At 52.4% G+C, this 8735-nt stretch carries 9 protein-coding genes; 6 read left to right on the top strand and 3 right to left on the bottom strand.

Annotated features, from left to right (window positions below):
* The 4 genes from FBQ85_21740 to FBQ85_21755 form a co-directional block, all read left to right on the top strand.
* On the top strand, window positions 1-500 hold a 500-nt coding region (locus FBQ85_21740; GenBank protein ID MDL1877762.1), incomplete at its 5' end, for a T9SS type A sorting domain-containing protein.
* A gap of 186 nt (window positions 501-686) precedes the next feature.
* Window positions 687-2501 carry a hypothetical protein gene (locus FBQ85_21745; GenBank protein ID MDL1877763.1) on the top strand — a complete coding sequence of 605 codons (1815 nt, stop codon included), beginning with the start codon at window positions 687-689 and terminating at the stop codon, window positions 2499-2501.
* A 233-nt stretch (window positions 2502-2734) separates the two neighbouring features.
* The gene (locus FBQ85_21750) at window positions 2735-3265 is read left to right on the top strand and encodes a TlpA family protein disulfide reductase (GenBank protein ID MDL1877764.1); all 531 of its coding nucleotides are present in this window, start codon (window positions 2735-2737) and stop codon (window positions 3263-3265) included.
* A gap of 48 nt (window positions 3266-3313) precedes the next feature.
* The gene (locus tag FBQ85_21755; GenBank protein MDL1877765.1) at window positions 3314-3541 is read left to right on the top strand and encodes a DUF4266 domain-containing protein; all 228 of its coding nucleotides are present in this window, start codon (window positions 3314-3316) and stop codon (window positions 3539-3541) included.
* A gap of 31 nt (window positions 3542-3572) precedes the next feature.
* Here FBQ85_21755 and FBQ85_21760 read toward each other — a convergent pair whose 3' ends face one another.
* Window positions 3573-3953 carry a hypothetical protein gene (locus tag FBQ85_21760; protein ID MDL1877766.1) on the bottom strand — a complete coding sequence of 127 codons (381 nt, stop codon included), beginning with the start codon at window positions 3951-3953 and terminating at the stop codon, window positions 3573-3575.
* An 837-nt stretch (window positions 3954-4790) separates the two neighbouring features.
* Between FBQ85_21760 and pdxH the strand changes: the two genes are divergently transcribed.
* Together pdxH and FBQ85_21770 are read left to right on the top strand one after the other, a co-directional pair.
* Window positions 4791-5432 (top strand): pyridoxamine 5'-phosphate oxidase, encoded by a 642-nt coding sequence (gene pdxH / locus FBQ85_21765; protein ID MDL1877767.1) that lies wholly within the window; start codon window positions 4791-4793, stop codon window positions 5430-5432.
* A 109-nt stretch (window positions 5433-5541) separates the two neighbouring features.
* Window positions 5542-5979, top strand: a complete 438-nt coding sequence (locus tag FBQ85_21770; GenBank protein MDL1877768.1) for an OsmC family protein — start codon at window positions 5542-5544, stop codon at window positions 5977-5979.
* Window positions 5980-6143: 164 nt separating this feature from the next.
* On the opposite strand, the gene FBQ85_21775 is transcribed toward FBQ85_21770, so the two are convergent.
* On the bottom strand, window positions 6144-8402 hold the full coding sequence (locus tag FBQ85_21775) for a M28 family peptidase (GenBank protein ID MDL1877769.1): 2259 nt from the start codon (window positions 8400-8402) through the stop codon (window positions 6144-6146).
* 213 nt (window positions 8403-8615) lie between these two features.
* A partial coding sequence (locus FBQ85_21780; GenBank protein ID MDL1877770.1) for a hypothetical protein occupies window positions 8616-8735 on the bottom strand: 120 nt, incomplete at its 5' end.

The following is an 8735-nucleotide window of genomic DNA, read 5'->3' on the forward strand; positions in this document are numbered from 1 at the left end:
ATGAGTTGCATGCGCCCGTCAATGTCGGACGTGAAGACACTACCAGCGGCTGGCTGGAGATTCCGCCGCAGGCCGTGCGCGATGGTCGCGTGCAATTGCGCATCGTCAAAACCGGCGGCGCTGGCCAGGCAAGTGTTGCCGAGTTGTGGCTGCGCGAAGCAAACTATGATGGCGCAAGCGCGCCAATTTTTGAGAATGAGTTCGCGCAAATTCCGCAAGCATTTGCATTGGAACAAAATTATCCCAATCCCTTCAATCCACAAACGACAATTGCGTTCAGCGTGCCGGAAAATTTTCACGGCCAGGTAAGCTTGCGTATTTACGACATGACGGGCAAGCTGGTGCGCGAGTTGATCAATGAAGATCGCGGCCCGGGGCGTTATCGTGTCGTGTGGGACGGGTTGAGTCAATCCGGAAACCGGCTGGCCTCGGGTTTGTATCTTTATCAATTGCGCGCCGGCAGTTTTTCAACCGCCCGCAAACTGATTTTGATGAAATAGAGGGCGTGCGTCTCAAGTGCATGTACAATTTGCCGGCAACGGTGCGAGTAAGAGGCGGGTGCGAATAGCTGCAAGGTTTTGTAGACTGGAAAATAGGTTTTTGCTACAGGAGGTTCAAACATGAAGCTGGCGATCAAGCGCATGAAGAAATGCAAGATGCATGGAATGCTTTTTATCTTAATAGCGATGTTCGGCCTGCTCCTTGCCTGCCAAAGCCAGGCGCCGGACGATTTGCTGCTCGACGCGCAACCGGCCGCGTTGATTTTTGTGAAATCAACCAACAGCAATGTATTGGATTGCAATTTCATCGGCAGCAACACCAGCAGCAATCTTTATTCACTCACGCCCATTTCACCCAACGGACAGGTGAAAAACCTCACCAATCTCGGGCCGGGCGGCGCAGTGGCAGACCCGGAAATTTCATATGACGGCAACAAAGTGATTTTTGCGATGCGCAAGAATCGCAACGACAATTGGAATATTTATGAAATGAATGTCGACGGCTCGAATCTCCGGCCCTTGACCAGCATGCCCTCCGACGAAGCCGATCCGGTGTATTTGCCCAACAACCGCATTGCGTTTACCTCCAACCGGAGCAACATCCGCGACGAATATGAACGCCGTCCGGTGGAGTTACTGCACACGATGGATGCCAACGGCGGCGATATTCAGGCCATTTCATTCAACAACAGCGATGATTTCGATCCCGTCATTCTGCGCGATGGCCGGCTGGCGTGGACGCGCTGGGAACATCACGGCACGCAAAACCGCTTTCCGCTTTTTGCCACCCATCCGGATGGCCAGGCGACGTTCCTGTTGTTTGCGCCGCACAATCGCAATTTTTTTCATCCGCGCGAAATCGACAATGGCAAAATTGTGGCCGTGATGTCGAATCAAGTTTTGGTCGATCGCGGCCCGCTGGTGATTCTCAATTCGGATCAAGTCTTTGGCGATCCTCCCCGGCAAGGCGACTTCATCAACCTCACCCCACAAATCCCGATGAACGGCGTGGCCGGTGCGGGTGTATTCAAATACCCCTTCCCTTTGCCAGACGGCCGATTGGTGGCGAGCTTCTCACCCACCGGACCGGAGGGCGACTACGGTTTGTATACCATCGGTCGCGATGGTTCCAACCTGGCGCTGCTCTACAATGACCCGAACCTGCACGAGCTTGACGCCGTCGTGGTTGCGCCGCGGCCCAGGCCGCCGGTGATTCCGGAAACAATTGACCGCCAGGCAAGCACTGGCATTATCATCAACCAAAATGTTTATTTTCGCCAGAACAACGATGGCCAGGCGATCCCCAAAGCCGGTGAGATTAAACAAATTATGGTGATTGAAGGCATTGGTGTGCCGCCGAATGAACGCAGTATGGATATTGGCCACACGGATTTCGAACGCAAACGCGTGCTGGGCGTCGCGCCGGTTTATGCCGACGGCTCGTTCTCAATTGAAGTGCCGGCTGATGTTCCACTCTCCTTCAACACGCTCGATTCACTCGGCCGCGCTGTAGTCATCAAACGCAGTTGGCTGTATGTTCGGCCGGGCGAGCGCCTGGAGAATTGCACCGGCTGTCACGGCCCGCGCGGCTCGAAATCAAATCCCAATCCCATTGCGGCAACAATGCCGCCCACAAACTTGAATGCTGCTGCGGCGCAACGCCAGGATTTTTCGTTCCAGAACACGATTGAACCAATTATTCAAGCAAAGTGCCTGGCATGCCACGACGGCAGCAGCCCGGCTGCGGGTCTCAATCTCGGCCTGGCAAAAGTGGGCGAATTCTCTGCGGCATACGAAAGCCTCATGTCGAATGCACGCCCGACGGACTTGGTCGAAGTGTCGCGCCCGCCGTTTTCGCGGAACAGCCATTTGATAAACGTCTTGCTGGGTGTGGGCAGCCGCCAGGGCGCGGGCAAGCATCCCGGCGAGGCCAATGCCCTCACGCCGGAGGAAATCAAAAAATTCATCACCTGGATCGATCTGGGCGGACAATATCATTGAAATAGATTGACAGGTCGGCAAAGAATCTGCGCAAGTCACGCTTTTAGTATCTGGAGTCCGTCCGAAATCGCAGCCTCTTAATAAGAGTGTTTCTGCAACGGCTTGGCCGTTGCATTAAAACCTCAGAGTTTCCACGGTGCTCGAAATTTTGGAAACCTCGGCGCAGCCGAGGTTGGAACATCTTCGGACGGACGCTATCCAATGCCGTTCATGGCAAAAAATACTCAGGAGACATGGTGATTTTTCAAATCGTGTTGTCTGTGGCGCTATTGTTTGCGAACGGCGCCGCAACGATCAAGATCGGCCAAAAAGCCGGCGATTTTGTTTTACCCGCAGCCTCGGGAGAGACAATCTCGCTTGCGAGTCAGCGCGGCAGAGTCGTGCTCATTAATTTTTGGGCGACGTGGTGCGGCCCGTGTCAGGAAGAATTGCCGGAATTGGCGCGTTTGCAAAGCAAGTATCGTGAACGCGGCTTGAGTATTTTGGCGATCTCGGTGGACAATGAGCCGGAGAATGTTAAAACCTTTCTCAAGAAATATGACATCAAGTTACTCGGCTTGTGGGATCGTGACAAAAAAACCGCAGAAGCTTACGCGGTTGAAGCCATGCCGAGCAGTTATCTCGTCGATCGGAATGGCATTGTGCGCGCGATTTATCGCGGCTACGATCCCAAAGAATTCAAGCGTCTCGAAGCGGAAGTCGAGGCGTTGCTGGCAAAAGCCGCAGTGAATGGGGCTGGCGCATCAATCAAAAGTAAAAACTGAGCTGTTTGTGAATTTACCTGCACTCTTACATCATTTGTCGGAGATTCTATGCGACGAAAATTTTTGCTACTCAATCTAATCTTATTGTTGGGAATGGCAATGCTTTTGGGCGCTTGCGCCGCGGTAAAGCCCTATCAACGTGAGCATTTGGCGCTGCGTATCATGGATTTTAACAAAGAGCTTCCGGAAGAAGCAATTGAGCGGCATTGGATTGAAACGCTCGAAGCCAGCACCGGCGGCATGGGCGGCTCCGGCGGCGGTTGTGCCTGCAATTGAATTCTGTTGTCCGTGAATTATTTTGCTCAAATCAAAGCATAACCGGAAGCAAAAACCCAAATCCCACAATGACGATGGCGTTGAGCGCGATTTTGTCGAGTTTATGTTCGGTATCGGCAAACAACAACATCGTTGTAATCACGGCTGCCAGGCCCAGGGAGAATTGCACAAATAACACGTCGCTGGCCAAAAATCGGTGAATCCCGCCGCCGATGAGACTCCATCCCAATGAAACGCCGGCGCTTAGTAACGCCATGCCAAGCCAATTAACACCGATTTCCTTGCGATAGAACGCGCTGCCTTTGCCGTGTAATATCGCGTTTGTAATGACCCACGAACGCACGATGAGATAGAACATGCAAATCGCACCGACAACATAACCCGCCACCAGCCATTTGAAGATGGTCTCCATTGATGAAGCCTCCTTGCTAAAGGTTATCAGAGTTCATGTTACGGTAAATGTTCGTGATCTTATCATCCCCGTTGGTTTCGTGAAACGTGATGCTGCCATTTGCAAGAATTGTTCCGAGCAAAAATTGCCTTGAAATCATCTAAAGACTCGTGCATCGGATGTAAAAAAGCGTAATTCTACGGGCAAAAGTGTAATCATCCCTGCACACGGGTGAGTATGAAAGGAGATGATGGTTGCCTTTGGGATTTTTTTAGGCGATTAGCTTTTCGAACGTTGAATAAAATTCTGACTTTTCTCCAGCGAATAGAAACAACCCAGCGGATGAAAGGCCCTTTATCAGTTGGGTTGTTTCAATCCGTTGGAAAATCTTTTTGCTGCCCGAAAGTCCAGGCTTTCAGCTTGTCTGAAAAACTTGTTTAGTCGCAAGAATTTAGCTAAATGAACCCAGAACAAAAAAACTGCCCACAGTAATAGAAATCCCACAGAAATTAAGCTTTTTGAGTTCAATTCAGTGGGATTTCCATTTCTGTGGGCGAAAACTTCAAATGGCTAAATTCTTACGTTTAGTCTTTTTAAAGTTGAATCGCTGCAAAACGCAAAGATTTTCTTATCACCGAAGCGCGGAGGCGCCAATAAAAAATTAGTGACTTCGTGGCAAAGCTTGATTCCGGCTTGTTCGGCTTAGGAATTCTGACAACAACCCCAGGTTGCCAAAAAGGAGTTGTTGAAAATTGATTCCAGTAATTGCTTGCTTATTTGAGGGAAGATTGTAAACTACGCAATACAAAATTCGTGCTGTTTCACAAAATTATTAATCATTACGTAACTATTCGAATCATGGGCCACTTTCTCAACGATTTGCGCGTTGATTATGCTCAGCGGCAACTTCACGAAAATGAAGCCGCGGCTGTTCCCTTTCACCAATTTCAAAAATGGTTTGATGAAGCGCTGGCGGCCGAGCCGAATCATGCGAATGCGATGACGCTGGCAACGTGTACGCGGGAGGGCAAGCCCTCGGCGCGTGTTGTGTTGCTCAAGAGCTGGGATCAACGCGGCTTCGTTTTTTATACGAATTACAACAGCCGCAAAGCAAGCGAGCTGTTGGAGAATCCCCGGGCCAGTTTGGTGTTTTGGTGGCAGGGGTTGGAGCGTCAGGTCCGCATCGAAGGCCGTGTCGAAAAAACGGCGGAAGAGGAGGCGGATGACTATTTTCAAACCCGGCCGCGCGAGAGCCAGATTGGGGCATGGGCTTCGGCGCAGAGCGAGGTTATTCCGGATCGCAGCACGCTGGAACAGCGTTTTCAGGAAATCGCGCGTGCTTATGAGAATCAACCGATTCCTCGCCCGGCGCATTGGGGCGGTTTTCGATTGACGCCGGAGAGCATTGAGTTTTGGCAGGGCCGTCCCAATCGCATGCACGATCGTTTGCGCTATCGCCGGCTGGGAAGCGCGTGGGTTGTCGAGCGGTTGTCACCCTAACACCAAATTCTTTCAGTTGAAACGGATTTACGCCTGCGGCATGAAGCGGGCTTGAGACAAATGGATTGTTTTGAAAAGAAATTCGCGACGTGTTGATCGGAGAAATGAAATGGTAAAGAAGAAGGCAGAGGTCAAATGGGTTGATGGTTTACGATTTGTGGGAAAAGCCTATTCCAATCATCCGGTGGTGATGGATGCGGCGATCGAAGCCGGCGGCGGTGATGCCGGCTTGCGCCCCGGCGAGATGGTGCTGATGGCGCTTGCCGGCTGCACCGGCATGGATGTTGTCTCGTTGCTCAAGAAAATGCGAGTTGATTTCGACAGCTTCGAAATCGGCATAGAAGCAGAGGTAGCGGAAAACTATCCCAAAAAATTTACCAAGATCATTGTGGAATATCGCGTAGCCGGCCGCGATATTCCCGAAGACAAATTGCAACGCGCTATCAATCTCTCACGAGAGACGTATTGCTCGGTCAGCGCGCAATTGCGGCCCGGCGCGGAGATTGAATATCGTTACAAGATACTGCCGATGGAGAAGGCGGCCTAGTATGCTGTTACCTTCAAAAATTTATCCACCCTTGGTTTGTCATCCAGGAGGATCTTGTGAAGTTGTAAGCATGGTGCCGAGTATTTCACAAGATTCCCTCTGGATGGCATCGTCATTCAAATTGACTCAACAGCAAAAATGATCCACCGGTTGTGCCCAGAAACTTAATCCCTGGTTGCGCTGGTTACGATCGCCGTGGCGCGATCCACCTCCTCCGCAAAGCCCGCAATAACCTTCGCTACAATCTCGATTTGTTCGCTGGCTTCCTTCCAATCGCGCTGTTCGATAGCTTCGCGCACCGCCGGCAGTGTTTTCACGCCATAGCCGGTGTAGAATCCCGGCGCATAGATTTGATGCACGAACCACGGTCGTCGCGGCAAGCCTTCGCGGCGTGTGAGGCTGCGCTCCATTTTCATCAAAATGGCGTTTAGAGATTTTGGGGAAGCTTGTGGCATCGGCTTGTTCGCCGCTTTGAAATCATTCATGGCGCGTTCGTATGCAGAACTGCTGTGCCGCAATTGTGCCACGGCATTTTGCAGCGGCGCAAAGTTGAGATAGGGCACTTCGCTCTGCAGCGCGGGCGCAACAAACGGCTTGGTGGGATCGGCCACGCTTTCCAGCGTTTTCTCACGGATGCGCCGGTTCTTTTCCTCGGTTTCATCGCGCAGATCATCCGCGAGCTTTGTCACTTCCTTGGCATATTTTGCCACGGTTTCGGCAAAATTGGAAAACGTGAACGGCAAAATTTCTGCATTCGCGAGACGCAACACGGCGCGCCCGGCCGTTTGCGCCAGCGCAATGCCATAATCGAAATTCGGATCACCGAAGCGGGTGTAGTGATCGAAAGAATCGTAGATTGAATGATACGAACCGCCGCCATTTTCACCGCCATAGCCGAGATTGAGCGAGGCAATGCCGAGATGTTGCAGGAACGGCGTGTAATCCGAGCCCGAACCGAGCGCTGCAATGCGCAAATCTTTGCGCTCGCGGGCTTCTTTACGATCCTCGCCGCTGCTGTTGACAATGCGCAACGCACGCAAGCGCTCCGCCACGCTGATTTGCTTTTGCGGATCGATCACGTCGCGCGCCACTTCGTTGATGAACGGCTCCAGCGTATGCGAACCGCCCATGCCCAAAAAACCGCGGCCATTGGAATCCGAATTGATATAAATGACAGCCTTTTGCTTCAACTCATCGGCATGCGCCTCTACCCACTCGGTTGAGCCCAGCAGTCCCGGCTCTTCTGCATCCCAACCGCAATAGACAATCGTGCGTTTCGGTTTCCATCCGGTTTTTGCCAGCTCGCTTAGGCCGCGCGCTTCCTCCATCAACGCCACCATGCCGCTCACCGGATCTTGCGCGCCATTTGCCCACGCATCGTGATGGTTGCCGCGGATGATCCATTGATCCGGCTCCTCGCTGCCTTTCATCATCGCAATGACATTATAAACCGGCACGATATCCCAATTGAATTCCAATTTGAGATGTACTTGCGCCGGGCCCGGGCCAATATGGTATGTGATGGGCAAGGCGCCGCGCCAGTCCGCCGGCGCAACCGGCCCGGCCAGGCTGCGCAGCAACGGCAGCGCATCGCCGTAAGAAATCGGCAGCACTGGAATTTTGGTGAGCGTGGGCGCCTCGTTTACAGCATAGCGTTTCGCATTTTTTGTTGCGCCGATGCCCGGCGTGAGAGGATCGCCGGGATAAAGCGGCATGTCTGCCACGGAGCCGCGTTGCACGCCGTTTTCATTGCGATAAGCGCCTTGTGGATAAACATCGCCTTGATAATAACCGTCGTCACGCGGATCAGAATAAATGAGGCAGCCAATGGCGCCGTGCTCCGCCGCGACTTTGGGTTTGATGCCGCGCCAGGAACCGCCGTAACGCGCGATCACGATTTTGCCTTTCACCTCGATGCCGCGCAGAGCCAGCTCTTCATAATCCCTGGGAATGCCGTAATTGACATAAACCAACTCGCCGGTAACGTCGCCATCAATGGAATAAGCATTGTACGTCGGCAAATGTTCGGTTTGCTGATTCGAAGTGGCGTCCTCTGCCAGCGCCGGCTCGACCAGCTTGGCCGTGAATTTTTCCGGCGCGATCATTTCCAGCGCGCGTGTTTTTGGTGTGGGAAACAACACGTGAAACTCTTCGAGCTTGGCGTCATAGCCCCAGGATTTGAATTGCGCCGCCATGAATTCCGCATTGGCTTTGCCATGCGCTGAGCCGGCATGGTGCGGTCGCGCCGTGAGGCGTTTCATCCACTCGCGCAAATTCTCACGTTTCAAATAAGAGTCAAATTGCCTTTCGAGTGCCTGCGATGACGGTGTGAGTTGGTTGCCCTCGGATTGTGGGTGGGAGGAAAAAGGTAGCAGCAACAAAACAGCAACCAGCGCGATGCAACGACAATTGTGGGTTCGCATAAATCTCCTTTTGGATTTGGAAATTATTTGTGCAGAGTTTTGTGTCTCATGAGTCTTGGCGTTCAAGTTCGCTAATGCTCAACCACACCATGACCGTGGCTTCACCGCAGTAGATGCCAGGGTCAGCCGCGGCCGAACAAACCGCGATTGCCGGTTTTGATTGTCAAATTCGATAAGGCGTGTATTCAAATGGTCGAAGTTGGAAGCCAAAAGTCACGCCCTGGGCAGCCGCACCACAAATTCTGTAAACTTCCCTTCTTCCGTTTCCACTTGAATTTCCCCGCGATGCTGCTGCACGATGACGTCGTGGCTGATCGACAACCCCAAACCCGC

The sequence above is a fragment of the Cytophagia bacterium CHB2 genome, assembly GCA_030263535.1.
In the GTDB taxonomy this organism is placed as follows: Bacteria; Zhuqueibacterota; Zhuqueibacteria; order Zhuqueibacterales; family Zhuqueibacteraceae; genus Coneutiohabitans.

Bases quoted from the DNA above. Each gene is read 5' to 3' on its own strand.
- FBQ85_21775 (MDL1877769.1), bottom strand. From the start codon at position 8,402: ATGCGAACCCACAATTGTCGTTGCATCGCGCTGGTTGCTGTTTTGTTG.
- pdxH (MDL1877767.1), top strand. From the start codon at position 4,791: ATGGGCCACTTTCTCAACGATTTGCGCGTTGATTATGCTCAGCGGCAA.
- FBQ85_21745 (MDL1877763.1), top strand. From the start codon at position 687: ATGTTCGGCCTGCTCCTTGCCTGCCAAAGCCAGGCGCCGGACGATTTG.
- FBQ85_21750 (MDL1877764.1), top strand. From the start codon at position 2,735: ATGGTGATTTTTCAAATCGTGTTGTCTGTGGCGCTATTGTTTGCGAAC.
- FBQ85_21760 (MDL1877766.1), bottom strand. From the start codon at position 3,953: ATGGAGACCATCTTCAAATGGCTGGTGGCGGGTTATGTTGTCGGTGCG.
- FBQ85_21755 (MDL1877765.1), top strand. From the start codon at position 3,314: ATGCGACGAAAATTTTTGCTACTCAATCTAATCTTATTGTTGGGAATG.
- FBQ85_21770 (MDL1877768.1), top strand. From the start codon at position 5,542: ATGGTAAAGAAGAAGGCAGAGGTCAAATGGGTTGATGGTTTACGATTT.